This is a genomic window from Streptomyces sp. 891-h (assembly GCF_022760275.1).
In the GTDB taxonomy this organism is placed as follows: domain Bacteria; phylum Actinomycetota; class Actinomycetes; order Streptomycetales; family Streptomycetaceae; genus Streptomyces; species Streptomyces spirodelae.
Genome location: NZ_CP050693.1, coordinates 3,574,674 through 3,588,967, shown reverse-complemented (window position 1 = coordinate 3,588,967; position 14,294 = coordinate 3,574,674). Strand labels below are relative to the sequence as shown.

Sequence of the window (14,294 nt, the reverse complement as noted above, 5' to 3'; positions counted from 1 at the left end):
GCGGTCCCACGATCGGGGTAGTCAACTGTCTCCCGGGCTCGCTCATGAGAACGGTTCGCAGCGGCCGGGAAGGCCGTGGTGGCCGTGGAGGCTTGGAGGCAATGCGTGGCTGAGAAAGCGTCGGTCGTCGTCCCGTACGCGGCATACCTACGGGTCTACGAACCACTGGCGGCCTTTCCCGAGCCGGAGCGCTCGCACTGGATCGCATATGCGAAGCAACAGCGCTTTCCCACGGCCCAGGACGAAATCCGCCGCGCCCTGGCCGACTTGGTGCCTGTGCCCCCGGTGGTGGTGCCGGAACGGGAGAGCGCCGAGGCTTTCGTGGCCGAGGCGGACGGCGTGACCTGCGTCTGCCCCTGGCGCACCCGGCTGCGCAGCTGGCAGGCGCTCACGGCCCTCACCCAGGCAGCGGCCGACAACGAAATCGCCCTGCCCCAGCCGGTCCTGGACGCCGCGCTGCCGCCCGTCGTGCGCCGGCAGGCCGCCGCGGACTACGAGCGCTGGCGGGAGCGCAACCCCGACGCCCGCCCCTGGATCCGTACGGCCCTGTGGCATGTGCCCGTGCGCTGGTTCGTTCTCTTCGAAGACGAAGAAAGGGAGTTTGCGAAGCCGGAATCGGGTCAGGAGAGCGGACAGCAGTTCGTTTTCCGCTATCGCACGCCCATGGTCCAGGCGAGGCGCCGCCTCGCTCGCGGCCTGAAGGTGCTCCGCGAGGAGCTGGAAGAGGGGCCGCTCGTCGAGGGTCTGATCGATGTGGGCCGCTGGCTGGAGGAATTCCACCCGCGCTCCCTGGTCGAGCTGGACTACGGCGGGCTGGCTCACGCCATCCCCGAGGAGCAGCTTGTGGGCGACCACTCCGCCGCCGATGTGGCGGAGGGCCTCCAGGCCCTCCGCGAGGGCGACGGGGAGCGTGCCGGTGCGGCGTACGAGCGGCTGACAGCGCGCTGGAGGGCGGTTCGCCGGCTCCAGTACGCGAGCTGAGGCCCATCCCCTTCCGTCAGGGGGAGGGGTGTCACCGGAGCCCCCCCGATCGACGGGGGTGGGGGTGGGACCTAGGTCCCGAACCGGGTGATTGCCTCAAGCGTGACGGATAGCACTTAAACGGGTCTTGCTCTCAGAGCTACCCCTCGTGTCAAAATAGGACAAGGAGTCCGCAGCGGGCTCCTTCCGTCCAACTATGGGCGGATAGATCGGTATTGCGCTCCTTGGTGGGTCTGATGACCCCTGCTCCCGTTGTGACTGATCGTTACAGGGGGGTGACTGTCCGCTATAGGACGGTCCATCGGCTTCCGCCGAGGTTGAACACCTGAGAGGGCAATTCCATCGGTTTGGCCGACGTGGCTGGACAGATGGTGTAGTTGTAGTGCCGAGGACAAGCCGTTCGTCCTATAACCGACTCGGCTCGCGTCCGCCATATCGGGCAACGCGGGCCAAGGTGCAGAATTTAGAGGAAAGAACCGTGATGGTTCGGTTCTCCCGAGGAGGCCGCTCATGACCGCTCGCACCCCTGATACCGAGCCGCTGTTGACCCCGGCTGAGGTTGCCACGATGTTCCGCGTGGACCCCAAGACGGTCACGCGCTGGGCAAAGGCGGGCAAGCTCACGTCCATCCGCACGCTCGGAGGACACCGCCGCTACCGCGAGGCGGAGGTTCGCGCACTGCTGGCGGGCATCCCGCAGCAGCGCAGCGAAGCCTGATCAGGGTTCCTGAGCAGGCACAACAGCACCACACAGGGGCGTTTCCGGGGCCCCCACCCCATCGATCCGCCCTCTGCGCACCACACGGCCAGGCCGCTGCCCCAACAGTGGTTGTCCGTTGATCGCGCTGGACTCCGCCGGGTCCAGCGCGATCTTTTTGTTTGCCCGGGGTCCGGTGACCTCCCTGCCCGGGGTGCGTCGGCGTGTGCCGGGTGCGTCAGCGGGCCGCGTGGGGGTTGCTGAGCGGTTCTGGGCGGGAGTGGGAGGGGTGGCGGGAGGGCAGCTCACCGGGCAGTGCAATTGCACATATTAAATTGAGGGCTTCTGAGGGTGTCTCAAGTTCCCCGTGGGTACCGGATAATCACGTGACACCCGTCACACCGGTGGGATCTTGTGACGATCATCGCCGGTACGGTAGTGCGCCAACGGCTGGGCGCCGTCCCTCACTTGCCGTTCCAGCCGCCCTCTCGAGGGGGCGTCGCCGAGGCCATCGCCAGCCGCAGCAGGCGGTGGCAGACCGCACAGTGCCGGCTCGCATGGTGCCGCCGCCCCGCGAGGTGGCTTCGCAGGAGCGCCCGCAACTCCTGGCGTCCCTCGTCGACGGTCCGCCGCCTCACCACGCGCCACCTCCTCTCGCGCCAAGGACTACCCATGGTGCCCCGTCCGTCAACACACGGAAGGGAGCAACGAAAAGGGCCCGCGCAACCAGTGGCTGCGCGGGCCCGCTCGAAGTGGCCTCCGGCCCCAACGGCAAGAGGGCCCCCGAATCAGCTTCGGGGGCCCTCTCGAAAAGGTGCGGTCCTGACGGGATTTGAACCCGCGGCCTCCACCTTGACAGGGTGGCGAGCACTCCAAACTGCTCCACAGGACCTCGCGAGATGGAACTCTACAGCAGGTCAGGGGTCCGGAGCGAACTCACTCTGAGCGACAGCGCCCTCACGGGGCGGCCGCGTCGACGGCCTTGACGATCCGCTTGTCGGAGATCGGATACGCGGTACCCAGCGCGTGGGCGAAGTAGCTGACCCGCAGCTCCTCGATCATCCACCGGATGTCCCGCGCGGCCTGCGGCACCGGCCGTCCCTGAGGGAACTGCTCCAGCAGCCACAGGTACTCGTCCCGCATCTCGTGGACCTTGGCCATCCGGGTCCGGTCGCGTTCCACGTTGTGCGGGAGCTGCTGGAGGCGCCGGTCGGCCGCGACGAGGTAGCGCATCAGGTCGGACAGCCGTCCGGCACCGTGCTCGGTGACGAAACCGGGCTTGATCAGCTCCGCTAGCTGCTGCCGTACGTCCGCGACGGAGTCGGCCAGCACCGGGCTGGTCGTCGCCCGCAGCCGGCCCTCGCACGAGTGCCAGGCGGCCAGTACCTCGCGCACCTGGCGTACCGTCCGCAAGGTGGCGTCCACCAGGTCGGCCCGTACGGCGTCGAACAGCTTGCGGAAGGACTCCTCGTCCCAGGCGGGGCCGCCGCGTGCGGAGACCAGCTGGTCCACGGTGGCCGCGACACAGTCCTCGAACAGCGCCTGCACGCCGCCGTGCGGGGAGCGCGAGAGAGCCAGCTTCTGCTGGTTGTCGAGCTTCGACTGGGCGAACTTCGCCGGGTCGGAGGGGATGTTGAGCAGGATGAGGCGCCGGGTGCCGCGCCACATCGCGGTGCGCTGCTCCGCCTCGGTGTCGTAGAGCCGTACGGCGACCGAGTCGCCCTCGTCCACCAGGGCCGGGTACGCCTTCACGGGCTGGCCGGCGCGCCGTGTCTCGAAGGTCCGCGGGAGCGAGCCGAGCGTCCAGCTCTTCAGCCCTGTGCGCTGGAGAGCGGGCGTGGGCGCGGCGGCGGCCGCATCGGGGGCCGCGGAGCCGTCTGCGGCGCCCCTGCGGCCCTTCCCGGCCTTGTTGCGGGCCGCGCGTGCGGAGGAGTCGAACGCCTTGGAGATCGCCGTCTGCGTCTGCGACTTGAGCTGGAGCTGCAGCGCCTCGATGTCCTTGCTCTCCGCGAGCTTGCGGCGCCGCTCATCGGTGACCCGGAAGGTGATCTTCAGATGGTCGGGGACCTTCGACCAGTCGAAGTCCTGGGCCGTCACCGGAACGCCGACCATCCGCTTCAGCTCCCGCGCCAGCGTGTAGGTCAGCGGCTCGTCCAGGGGAGTCGCCCGGCGCAGGAACTCCCGGGCGTAGTTCGGCGCGGGTACGTAGTGCCGGCGGATCGGCTTGGGCAGGGAGCGGATCAGCTCGGTGACCAGGTCCTCGCGCAGGCCGGGAATCTGCCAGTCGAACCCTCCCCCGGGCTTCGCCCGGGAGGTGCCCCCAGCCGTGACCTGGTTGAGCACCTGGAGCGGTACGTGCACCGTGACGCCGTCCGCGTCCGTGCCCGGCTCGAACTGGTAGGTCACCGGGAGGGCGAGGCCGCCCTGCCGCCACACGTCGGGATAGTCGGCGGCGGAGACCTCCTCGGCCCGGTCGCTGATGAGCATCGACTTCTCGAAGTTGAGCAGGTCGGGCTCTTCCTGGCGCTTCTTCTTCCACCAGGAGTCGAAGTGCGCCCCGGAGACGACGTGTTCGGGCACCCGCTGGTCGTAGAAGTCGTACAGCGTCTCGTCGTCCACCAGGATGTCGCGGCGCCGGGCGCGGTGCTCCAGCTCCTCGACCTCCTCCAGCAGCTTGCGGTTCTCCCGGAAGAACTGGTGGTGGGTGCGCCAGTCGCCCTCGACCAGCGCGTTGCGGATGAACAGATCGCGCGAGGTCTCCGGGTCGATCCGGCCGTAGTTGACCTTCCGCTGCGCCACGATCGGTACGCCGTACAGCGTCACTCGCTCGTACGCCAGCACCGCCGCCTGCTTCTGCTCCCAGTGCGGCTCGCTGTAGGTGCGCTTGACCAGGTGACCGGCGAGCGGCTCGATCCACTCCGGCTCGATCTTCGCGTTGACCCGCGCCCACAGCCGCGAGGTCTCCACCAGTTCGGCCGACATCACCCAGCGCGGCGGCTTCTTGAACAGCGCCGAGCCCGGGAAGACCGCGAACTTGGTGCCGCGCGCGCCCAGGTACTCGTTCTTGTCGGTGTCTTTGAGGCCGATATGAGACAGCAGGCCCGCCAGCAGCGACTGGTGGACGGCGTCGGGCGCGGGCTCCTGGCCGCTGTCGGAGAGCCGGATCTTCATCGTCTTGGCGACCTGGCGCAGCTGGCTGTAGATGTCCTGCCACTCGCGTATCCGCAGATAGTTGAGGAACTCCGCCTTGCACATCCGGCGGAAGGCGGACGAGGACAGCTCGCGCTGCTGCTCGCGTACATAGCGCCACAGGTTGAGGAACGCCAGGAAGTCGCTGCCCTCGTCCTTGAAGCGAGCGTGGTGCTGGTCGGCCTGCTGCTGCTTGTCGGAGGGGCGTTCGCGCGGGTCCTGGATGGAGAGCGCGGCGGCGATCACCATGACCTCGTGCACACACCCGTGCTTGTCGGCCTCCAGCACCATCCGGGCCAGCCGGGGGTCGACGGGCAGCTGGGCGAGGCGGCGGCCCAGCTGGGTCAGCTTCCGCGCCTGCCGGCTCTGCTGCTTCTCCAGCGCGCCCAGTTCTTCCAGCAGCTGCACGCCCGCCTTGATGCTGCGGTGGTCCGGCGGGTCGATGAACGGGAACTTCTCGATCTCCCCCAGACCGGCGGCCGTCATCTGGAGGATGACCGAGGCCAGGTTGGTGCGCAGGATCTCCGGGTCGGTGAACTCGGCGCGGGCGAGGAAGTCCTCCTCCGAGTACAGCCGGATGCAGATGCCGTCCGAGGTGCGGCCCGAGCGTCCCTTGCGCTGGTTGGCGCTCGCCTGGCTGATCCGCTCGATCGGCAGCCGCTGCACCTTGGTGCGGTGGCTGTAGCGCGAGATGCGGGCCGTGCCCGGATCGATGACGTACTTGATGCCCGGAACGGTCAGCGACGTCTCGGCGACATTGGTCGCCAGCACGATGCGGCGCCCCGAGTGCGGCTGGAAGACCCGGTGCTGCTCGGCGTTGGACAGCCGCGCGTAGAGGGGGAGCACCTCGACGGCGCCGCCGGGGCGCGGGCCTCTGCCCTCGCGGGTGAACTTCTTCTCCAGCGCGTCGGCCGTGTCCCGGATCTCCCGCTCCCCGGAGAGGAAGACCAGGATGTCGCCGGGCCCTTCCGCATGCAGCTCGTCCACCGCGTCGCAGATGGCGGTGATCTGGTCGCGGTCGGGCGCCGCCGCACCCTCGTCGTCCTCCTCCAGCAGCGGCCGGTAGCGGACCTCGACCGGATAGGTACGCCCGCTGACCTCGACGATCGGTGCGTCGCCGAAGTGGCGCGAGAACCGCTCCGGGTCGATCGTCGCGGAGGTGATGATCACCTTGAGGTCGGGCCGCCTGGGCAGCAGCTGCGCGAGGTAGCCGAGCAGGAAGTCGATGTTGAGCGACCGCTCGTGCGCCTCGTCGATGATGATCGTGTCGTACTGGCGCAGCTCGCGGTCCTGCTGGATCTCCGCCAGCAGGATGCCGTCGGTCATCAGCTTGACCAGCGTGTGGTCCTTCACCTGGTCGGTGAAGCGGACCTTCCAGCCGACCGTCTCGCCCAGCTGCGAGCCCAGCTCCTCCGCCACCCGCTCGGCGACCGTACGGGCCGCGATCCGGCGCGGCTGGGTGTGACCGATCACACCCTGGATGCCGCGGCCCAGCTCCATGCAGATCTTCGGGATCTGCGTCGTCTTGCCGGAGCCCGTCTCACCCGCGACGATCACCACCTGGTGATCGCGGACGGCCGCCAGGATCTCGTCCTTCTTCTGGCTGACGGGCAGCTGCTGGGGATAGGTGATCCGCGGGACGGCCTCGCGGCGGGCGGTCACGCGCAGCTCGGAGGCGTCCATCGCCGCGGAGATCTCCGCGAGGACGGCCGCACGGGCCTCCCCTTTGCGGATCTTCCGCGCCCCCGCGAGCCGGCGGGCCAGCCGCTGCTGGTCGCCGAGCATGAGGTGCGGGATGCGGTCGGTCAGCTCCTGCGGGGAGGGGGCGGGGGTCTGGGTGGAAGTCGACATACCACGCCAAGGATCGCACCCCCGGGGAGCGGGTGGCGAACGGTTTGCAACCGGGGGCGCGGCTTCCGCGTCGCTGTACGCGACGAAACCGGGCCGGGGACACGGGGAACGGCCGGGCACACGGGGAACGCGGGGGCGGAGTGTGAAAGGCAGTGTGACGGCGCGCCGCAGGCGGTGGGTGCAGGGCGCCGTACTCGCCTGCGTGCTGGCGCTGCTTCCCGCGACCTGGATACGGCTGTCCACCGACAGCCGTATCCGTGCGGACATCGCGGACGCACCCCGCGCCCCGGTCGCCCTCGTCTTCGGCGCAGGCCTGTGGGACGGCGAGCCCTCCCCCTACCTGGCACACCGCCTCGACGCCGCGGCGCGGCTCTACCGCACCGGCAAGGTCCGCGTCCTGCTGGTGTCGGGCGACAACAGCCGCAGGGACTACGACGAGCCCGGCGCCATGCGCGACTACCTCACCGACCGTGGCGTCCCTGCCTCCCGCGTCGTCGCCGACTACGCGGGCTTCGACACCTGGGACTCGTGCGCGCGGGCAGCGCGCGTCTTCGGGGTGCGCCGCGCGCTGCTGGTCAGCCAGGACTTCCACGTACGCCGTGCCGCCGCGCTGTGCCGGGCCGCCGGCATCGACTCCTACGGCATCCCGGTGCGGGAGCCGCGGGACGCGACCTGGTACGCGGGCGGGCTGCGCGAGCTGCCGGGCGCGGTGAAGGCGGCCTACGACGCGGCGCTCACCCCCGACCCGCACTTCCTCGGCCCCCGCGAGCCCGGCGTGCGACGCGCCCTGGCCGGGTCCGCGAAGCACAACAGCCACCCCGAGAAGCCCAACGGCCACCACTCGAAGCACCACCTCCACCGCTCGGACAAACCGCGAGAAAGCGACAGACAGCCATGACATCAACGGGGACCAGCGCCGGCGGCGAGCTCTCGGCCGAGGAGCGCAAGTACCGCGGCGCCGCCGAGGAGGGCGACGCGGCGGACAAGCAGGCCTACGGCGAGTACCTGGTCGGCAGAGGGCGCGTGGACGACGCCGTTCCGTGGCTGGAGGAGGCGGCCAGGGGCGGCGACGCGCGGGCCGCGCGGCTGCGGGCGATCACCGCGAAGGACCGCGGTCAGTACACGGTCGCCGACTACTGGTACCGGACGGCGGCCGAGCGCGACGGCGACTGCGCTTTCGGGCTGGCGGAGCTGCTGCTGGAGCGGCTGGACGATCCGGAGGGCGCGGCCGAGTGGTACGCGAAGGGCGCGGAGCTCGGCAGCGTCAAGTGCCGCACCAACGGCGCCCTCCTCATGCTGCGCCAGGGCCGCACCGACGAGGCCAGGGACGAGCTGGACGAGGCGGCGCCGTACGACCACGTCGCCGACCAGATCGAGGACCGGCTGATCGAGCTGGGGGCCCGGCTCGAGCGCTACCAGGACCGGATCGCCGAACTCGCCGCACTGCGCGCGCTGCCGCCCGAGGAGCGCCCCGAGGACCTGGACGAGCAGATATCGGAGTTCCTGGAGCTGGAGCCCTTCTCCGAACTGCACACCGATCCCGAGTGGTTCACCTCCTACCCGTCCTTCCTCCCGGAGGCGGAGAAGGTGTACGAGGAGGCGCAGGCGCTCGGCGACCCGCGTACGGACCAGTGGCACGCGCTCCTCCACTACAACCTCGACCGGTACGAGGACGCCTGCCGGGTGCTGGAGGGCGGGCTGCGCCGGCACCCGGAATCCCGGCTGCTGGCCCGCACCCTCAGCGCCGTGCACCTCCAGTACGGCGAGCTGGAGAAGTACGAGGCGTCGCTGCTGCCCGGCGCCGAGGCAGGCGACCGCGTCCAGCAGCGGCGGCTCGGCTCCTACTACCGCGACCAGTGGCGGCTGGCCGAGGCCCGCCGCTGGCTGGAGGCCGCCGACGAGGGCACCGAGGGCGACGACGACTTCTACGAGGAGGCCGCCGAATGCCTGGAGGACCTGGAGGAGGCCGAGCAGAGCACCCCGCCCGCGCTCGGCGACGAGGAGGAGCCCCGGCTCGCCGAGCTCCACGAGGCCGCCGAGTCCGACGACCGGGCCGCCGACCTGGAGCTCGGCCGCCTGATGGAGCGGCTGTGCCGCTACCCGGAGGCCGTACGGCACTACAAGCGCGCCGCCGCCGACCCCGGGGGCCGGCACGCTCCCGCCGCCTCGTACGCGCTCGGCCGCATGCTGCACGAGGAGTGCGGCGCCCACGAGAAGGCGGTCGTCCCGCTCTACCTGCCCGCGGCCAAGGCGGGCGACCTCGACGCGATCGAGGGGCTGGGCGCGCTGTACGTACGGCTGGACGAGCCCGTCAAGGCGGAGCCGTGGCTGCGCCGCGCGGCACGGTTCGGCCGGCCCGACGCCGCGAGCTGGGTCGGCAACCGGGTCGGTGACGACTACGGCGACATGGAGGAGGCCGTCCGCTGGTGGACCCGCGCCGCCAAGGGCGGACGGGCCTGGTACGGCTGGCGCGCCGGTATGCAGCTCGTGCGGTGGAAGCGGTACGCGGAGGCGGAGGGGCTGCTGCGGCTCGCCTGGGCGGGCCGCGAGAAGAAGGACCCGCTGCACGAGGCCGCGTACTGGCTGGGGCGGGCGCTGCGCGGGCAGGGCAGGAACGAGGAGGCGGTGGAGTGGCTGCGTACCGCGCGGGACGTCCACCACATCGTGCGGCGCGGCTACAGCGGCTTCATGCTCACCTCGCTGTTCGACCCGGCGATGGAGCTGGCGGAGGTACTGGTGAACGACCTCGCGACGGAAGAGGCGTACGAGGAGGCCGAGACCCTGCTCGCGCCGGTGCTGGAGCGCTCCCCGCAGCACCGCACCGCGCGGCACCTGCTGGCCCGCGTCGCGGAGCAGCGCGGCGACCTGGACACCGCGCGGAGCCACATCGAAGAGGCGTACACGCCGGAGGGCGAGGAGACCGGGCCGCTGCTGACGGCGGAGGAGGTGGCGGGCGTGCTCAGGAGCGTACTGGGCTGAACGGGGCGGCCGACTGCGCCCCGTTAGGGTGGCGGCATGCACGGTGGCGGGCGGACGATACGAGGCGAACGGCGGGCCGTCGCCGTCCTCGTGGCGCTGCTGCTCGCCCTGTGCGGAGCCGTCCAGTTCGCGGGGGCGCAGTCCGCGTCCGCCGCCGGCGCACCCGCTGTCTCCGCGAGTGCCCCCGCAGCGGACGCGGGGCCCTCCCACTGCCACAAGTCCAAGGACGGCGGCGGCGCGCTTCCGGCGGCACCCGCCGCCAGCCAGCAGCAGCTGCTCCCTCTCGCGCTCCCGGCCTGCCTGACCCCGCAGTCGCACAGCGCGATCGGCGCGGCGCACACCCGCCCGCCCGTGCGCGGTCCCGCGCCGATACCGCCGCCCACTCCCGTCCAACTCTCCGTACTGCGCGTATAGCGGCCCCGGCTTGCCGCTGTCCGTATTCGACGTATACGCCGTACACGCAGTACAGGAGACCTTCGCATGCCCTCGAACAGGCAGAGCACTCAGAACAAGAAGCAGAACCAGCCCATGGCCCGGAGCAAGAACATGGGAGTCGTCATCGGCGCCCTCGTCGCCGTCGCCGCGCTCCTCGCGGGCTGGCTGTCGCAGTACGCCGTCGGGGGCGGTGACAGCGCGGGCTCCGGCTCCGGCTCGGGCAACGCCACCGTCGAGGGCCGCTCCGACGACACAGCGGCCGGCGACCCCGCGCTGCTGAAGCTCGCGCGCCGCAGCGCTGACGACCCGTTCGCGCGCGGCGACAAGGACGCGCCCGTGGTGATGATCGAGTACGCCGACTTCGGCTGCTCGTTCTGCGGCAAGTTCGCCCGGGACACCGCGCCGAAGCTGGTGAACAAGTACGTGGACAAGGGCCTGCTGCGCATCGAGTGGCGCAACTTCCCCGTCTTCGGCAAGGGCTCCGAACGTGCCGCGCTGGCCAGTTACGCGGCGGGGCAGCAGGGCCGGTTCTGGCAGTTCTACAAGGCGGCCTACGCCGACAAGGGCAACGAGAAGAGCTCCTTCAGCACCGGGCGCCTGCACCAGCTCGCGGAGCAGGCGGGGGTGAAGGACCTCGACCGCTTCGACCGCGACCGGGCGAGCGGGGCCGCCAGGAAGCTGCTGGCCAAGGACCGCGCCGAGGCGTACGGGCTGGGCGCCAGTGCCACCCCGGCGTTCCTGGTCAACGGGCAGCCGATCGCGGGCGCCCAGCCGGACGAGGTCTTCACCGACGCGATCGAGCGCGCCGCGGCAGCGGCGGAGAAGCCGGCCCGGCACGGGGACCGGAACTGATGGACGTCGGATATCTGGCCGCCTTCCTCGGCGGCCTCCTCGCCCTGCTCAGCCCGTGCAGCGCCCTGCTGCTGCCCGCGTTCTTCGCCTACTCGATCGACTCAGCGGGCCGCCTGATGGCCCGCACCGGGATCTTCTACCTCGGCCTGGCCACCACGCTGGTTCCACTGGGCGCCGCCGGCTCCCTCACCGGACGGCTGTTCTACGGCCACCGGGATCTGCTGGTCTCGGTGGGCGGCTGGCTGATCATCGTGCTCGGGCTGGTGCAAATCGCCGGGCTCGGATTCGCGCCGCGCCGGCTGGCGGAGGCATCGGGCCGTATCCGTCCCACGACGGCGGTCTCCGTCTACGCGCTGGGCGCGGTCTACGGCCTGGCCGGGTTCTGCGCGGGCCCCATCCTCGGCAGCGTACTGACGGTCGCCGCCGTGCACGGCAACCCCGTCTACGGTGCGGTGCTGCTGGCGGTGTACGCGCTGGGCATGGCCGTACCGCTGTTCGTGCTCGCGCTGCTGTGGGAGCGGTTCGACCTGGGTCGGCGGCGCTGGCTGCGCGGGCGTGAGCTGCGGCTCGGCGGCCGGTTGAGGCTGCACACCACCGCGCTGCTGTCGGGGCTGTTCTTCGTGCTGCTGGGCGCCCTCTTCCTCGCCTTCGACGGGGCCTCCGGGCTGCCGGGCCTGACGGACGTGGACGGCGCCTTCGCCGCGGAGACCTGGGCCCGTCGGGCGGGGCAAGCGGTGCCGGACGGCGCGCTGCTGGCCGGGCTGGCGCTCGCGGCGGGCGCGGTGCTGGGGGTACGGGCGGTGCTGCGGGCACGGGAACGGGCACGGGCGCGGGCGAGTGCGGCACGGGGTCGTCGTGGGGAGCGTGCGGAGCCGTGACGAGGGGTGAGGGCGAAGCCTGCGCCGCTTCCGAAAAGTAATGGAAAGTGTGGTTTGCCCGCCTAGTGTGAGGCTATGAGCGAGGAACCGCACACCGAGGGCGGCCGGCACAGCGAGCGCGGGAAGCACGGCAGGGGGCGGCGCGGCCCGGCCCAGGCGTGGCGGGACTTCAAGGACTCGCCCTTCTTCCCCGCGACCGTCCTGGTGCTGATCGTCGCCGCTGGTGCCGGGCTCTTCGCCGGGTCGTACACGTATGCGATGGCCGACCCCACCCCGCACCGGGTGCCCGTAGCCGTCGTCGGGGAACCCGACAACGCGCGGGACCGCACCGCGTTCGTCGCCGGAATGGAGAAGGCGCTCGGCTCCTCGCTCAAGCTGCGGCACTACCGCACGCAGGCGGCGGCCGAGAACGCCATCGAGGCCCAGCAGGTCTTCGCCGTCATGCAGGCCGAGCAGCCGAAGGGCGTCGAGCTGGACGTCTCCAGCGCTTCCGGGGCCTCGGTGGCGGAGCTGCTGGAGGAGGCGGGCCCGAAGGTCGGCAAGAAGATCGGCGTACCCGTCCAGGTACGCGACCTCAAACCGCTGGGCAAGGGCGACCCGCGTGGCCTGGCGATCTTCTACATCTCGCTCGCCGCCGTCATCATCGGCTTCATCGGTGCCATCCAGCTCAGCGTCCACGCACGCGCTCTCAACCCGCCCGAGCGCATCGCCTTCACCGCCGCCTACGCCCTCCTGGGCGGCTTCGTCATCGCCGCCGTCGTCGACTGGGGACTCGGAGCGCTGGACCTGCCGTTCGCCCAGTCGTGGATGATCCTGGCGCTGACGATGTTCACCAGCGGCATGGTCTTCACCATGTTCAACACCCTCGTCGGCCGCTGGGCGATGCTGCCCACCTGGGGACTGATGGTGCTGCTGGGCAACCCCTCCTCGGGCGGCGCCGTCTCCTGGCCCCTGCTGCCCTCCGCACTCGGCGAGATCGGCCGCTGGCTGCCGCCGGGCGCCTCCGTGAACGCCCAGCACACCGCCGTCTACTTCCCGGACCACCAGCTGCTCCAGCCGTACCTGGTCCTCACCGCCTGGGCCCTGGTCTCCTGCGCCGTCTTCTGGATCTGGCGCCACCGCCACCCGGGCGGCCGCCCCCGCGCGGCACACGCATCCGGCAACTCCGACTGACCGGTCGCAGCGGACCGACCACGAAAAAGGCCCCGTCCCAAGGGACGGGGCCTTCCTCACGGCTGTGGCTGGGGCCGGGGTCGAACCGGCGACCTTCCGCTTTTCAGGCGGACGCTCGTACCAACTGAGCTACCCAGCCCGGTGTCCGGGGCGAGCCCCGGTCGGGAGGGCCATCAAGAGGCGAAGCGACTTGATGGCAGCGGTCCTGACGGGATTTGAACCCGCGGCCTCCACCTTGACAGGGTGGCGAGCACTCCAAACTGCTCCACAGGACCCAGCGTTCGTACGAGCTCCAGTCTCGCACAGTGCGACGGGTGCTCCTAACCACTTTTTGTGGGCTTCGGAGGCTCCCCAGCAGGGGTGACGTCGCCGGAAAAGAGTAACAGACGCGGGGACCCGGTCCGAACTCGTCTCTGTGCGGGGACGTGCAGGCGTACAGAGAGGGCGGCGGCTCGGGGAGGGGGAAGGGCGCAGAGCGCGCCAAAAGCCCTGCCACCTGCGTATTCGCAGGTCACAGGGCTGATGAGGTGGTGGTGCTGTGCCCCCAACGGGATTCGAACCCGAAAACTTTACCTTTCTGACCTGGGGCTATACCGGCGAGCCGAGCCCACAGCCCTGTTTCCACCCTCCTCGCTCCGGCTCCATCCGTCTTGATCCGGGGCCCGTGCCCACTGGTGGGCACGGCGTGGTATCCCGTTGCGACTGCACATTCTGGATCTACGAGGAGAGTGCTCACCGCCATGATCCCAGGGTTCTGCGTCGCGAAGCCATGTTCCGAACTGTGACGGCCTGGATGCGGCCCGACTGTGAAGAAGAAGTTCGGAGCGCGATGAGGGAACCACCAGGCTTGACTTCTGCACGGGGTGTGCAGAAGTCCGACGCCTGGATCTCACCACTGCCCGAGAGTGCCCCGAGCGCTGGGGCCTCAATCCGGCGAGCGTCCGGCGGGTCCTCGCCCAGGTCGACCGTGATCCGGCGACGGGTGCCATGCGCTATGACCGGGCTACGGCCGACGCCGCCCGTGCCGAGCGGCCTGGCCGAGGGCATCGTGCCGACCTGGCCGCCGAGGTCGTTGAGCCCGAGGAGTTCGTGCGTCTCATCAACGACGACGCGATCCCCGCCGAGCACCGAGCGCTGTGGGCTTTGCCGTGGGAGGGGGGCCTGCGAGTCGGTGATTCCCTTGCGCTCGATGTGCGCGATGCCGACCTCGATGAGCACAAGGTCAATGTGGACTACCCCAAGACCGACAGGGATCAGCGT

The 14,294-nt window shown here is 70.6% G+C and carries 11 protein-coding genes and 3 tRNA genes; 8 read left to right on the top strand and 6 right to left on the bottom strand.

Annotated elements, in window-relative coordinates; translation table 11 throughout:
• Positions 1-105: 105 nt before the first annotated feature.
• Entirely contained in the window at positions 106-981 is an 876-nt protein-coding gene (locus HC362_RS15540; RefSeq protein ID WP_243084559.1) for a hypothetical protein, read from the top strand.
• 510 nt (positions 982-1,491) lie between these two features.
• On the top strand, positions 1,492-1,698 hold the full coding sequence (gene bldC, locus HC362_RS15535; protein WP_019355084.1) for a developmental transcriptional regulator BldC: 207 nt from the start codon (positions 1,492-1,494) through the stop codon (positions 1,696-1,698).
• Between the two features lie 443 nt (positions 1,699-2,141).
• Here the strand turns inward: bldC and HC362_RS15530 are convergent, their stop codons facing one another.
• The 3 genes from HC362_RS15530 to hrpA form a co-directional block, all read right to left on the bottom strand.
• Positions 2,142-2,318 carry a DUF6274 family protein gene (locus HC362_RS15530; protein WP_243084558.1) on the bottom strand — a complete coding sequence of 59 codons (177 nt, stop codon included), beginning with the start codon at positions 2,316-2,318 and terminating at the stop codon, positions 2,142-2,144.
• A gap of 176 nt (positions 2,319-2,494) precedes the next feature.
• Positions 2,495-2,569: transfer RNA gene (locus HC362_RS15525), tRNA-Asp, on the bottom strand.
• A 65-nt stretch (positions 2,570-2,634) separates the two neighbouring features.
• A complete protein-coding gene (hrpA, locus tag HC362_RS15520) occupies positions 2,635-6,717 on the bottom strand; it encodes an ATP-dependent RNA helicase HrpA (protein ID WP_243084557.1) in 4,083 nt (1,360 codons plus the stop codon).
• A gap of 142 nt (positions 6,718-6,859) precedes the next feature.
• On the opposite strand from hrpA, the gene HC362_RS15515 reads away from it, so the two are divergent.
• The 6 genes from HC362_RS15515 (at position 6,860) to HC362_RS15490 (ending at position 13,034) form a co-directional block, all read left to right on the top strand.
• Positions 6,860-7,615 carry an ElyC/SanA/YdcF family protein gene (locus tag HC362_RS15515; RefSeq protein ID WP_243084556.1) on the top strand — a complete coding sequence of 252 codons (756 nt, stop codon included), beginning with the start codon at positions 6,860-6,862 and terminating at the stop codon, positions 7,613-7,615.
• The gene (locus tag HC362_RS15510; protein WP_243084555.1) at positions 7,612-9,696 is read left to right on the top strand and encodes a tetratricopeptide repeat protein; all 2,085 of its coding nucleotides are present in this window, start codon (positions 7,612-7,614) and stop codon (positions 9,694-9,696) included. Before HC362_RS15515 ends, HC362_RS15510 begins: the two co-directional genes overlap by 4 nt.
• A 36-nt stretch (positions 9,697-9,732) precedes the next feature.
• On the top strand, positions 9,733-10,110 hold the full coding sequence (locus HC362_RS15505) for a hypothetical protein (RefSeq protein WP_243084554.1): 378 nt from the start codon (positions 9,733-9,735) through the stop codon (positions 10,108-10,110).
• A 66-nt stretch (positions 10,111-10,176) separates the two neighbouring features.
• On the top strand, positions 10,177-10,983 hold the full coding sequence (locus HC362_RS15500) for a thioredoxin domain-containing protein (RefSeq protein ID WP_243084553.1): 807 nt from the start codon (positions 10,177-10,179) through the stop codon (positions 10,981-10,983).
• Positions 10,983-11,861, top strand: a complete 879-nt coding sequence (locus HC362_RS15495) for a cytochrome c biogenesis CcdA family protein (protein WP_243084552.1) — start codon at positions 10,983-10,985, stop codon at positions 11,859-11,861. The genes HC362_RS15500 and HC362_RS15495 overlap by 1 nt, the downstream gene beginning before the upstream one ends.
• Positions 11,862-11,936: 75 nt before the next feature.
• A complete protein-coding gene (locus tag HC362_RS15490) occupies positions 11,937-13,034 on the top strand; it encodes an ABC transporter permease (RefSeq protein WP_243084551.1) in 1,098 nt (365 codons plus the stop codon).
• 65 nt (positions 13,035-13,099) lie between these two features.
• Here HC362_RS15490 and HC362_RS15485 read toward each other — a convergent pair.
• The 3 genes from HC362_RS15485 to HC362_RS15475 form a co-directional block, all read right to left on the bottom strand.
• Positions 13,100-13,173 (bottom strand) — tRNA-Phe (locus tag HC362_RS15485).
• A gap of 61 nt (positions 13,174-13,234) precedes the next feature.
• A tRNA-Asp gene (locus HC362_RS15480) sits at positions 13,235-13,309 on the bottom strand.
• A 457-nt stretch (positions 13,310-13,766) separates the two neighbouring features.
• Positions 13,767-14,252 (bottom strand): hypothetical protein, encoded by a 486-nt coding sequence (locus HC362_RS15475; RefSeq protein WP_243084550.1) that lies wholly within the window; start codon positions 14,250-14,252, stop codon positions 13,767-13,769.
• Positions 14,253-14,294 lie beyond the last annotated feature (42 nt).